The sequence below is a fragment of the Pseudoalteromonas sp. S2721 genome, from assembly GCF_005887425.1.
GTDB lineage: Bacteria > Pseudomonadota > Gammaproteobacteria > Enterobacterales > Alteromonadaceae > Pseudoalteromonas > Pseudoalteromonas simplex.
Map to the genome: position 1 here is coordinate 1 of NZ_PNCZ01000110.1, position 618 is coordinate 618.

A 618-nucleotide genomic window follows, 5' to 3' on the forward strand; every position below is an offset into this window, starting at 1 on the left:
CGCTGCAATTGAAGCAGCTCGTGCAGGGGAGCAAGGCCGTGGTTGTGCGGTGGTGGCAGATGAGGTTAGGCAATTAGCATCTCGGACATCTAAAGCAACTGAAGAGATTGTGGAAGTTGTTCAGCGAAATCAATCATTAACTCAAAATACAGTAAAGGTTATAGAACAAGGGAAAGTCAAAGCAGAGCAAGGTCTTGCTTTGTCGAATGAATCAGGACAAGTAATGGAAGATATTCAACATGGAGCACAGCAAGTTGTTGATGCGGTTGGCCAGTTTGCTAACCAGTTAAATAAGTGATTCTAATTTGCAATAAATAAGCCTTAGGCATCTGCATTGATGCAGCTGTAGAGTATTATAAGCAACCTAATAACGAAATTTTGCTGTGTTATCAATGCGGTTCAATTTCCTTAAAAGATCCTCCTATTTTTTGCGAATTGGAAGGAATACCTTGTCTCACTTCTTGAAACTCCATATCATAGAAATATAGGGATATATTGTAATAGTTTAATATTCAGTAACTTTTTAAGTTAATGAGTTCAGTGTTTGAATTTTAATTTTGCAATGAATTGATGTACGCAATGTTTTCTAACAAGCGACGAAAAAATTAATAAACTAAT

General features: G+C 36.7%; 1 protein-coding gene. It reads left to right on the forward strand.

The window, feature by feature from the left end:
* On the forward strand, window positions 1–298 hold a 298-nt coding region (locus CWC02_RS20495), incomplete at its 5' end, for a methyl-accepting chemotaxis protein (protein ID WP_249364149.1).
* Window positions 299–618: the final 320 nt, after the last annotated feature.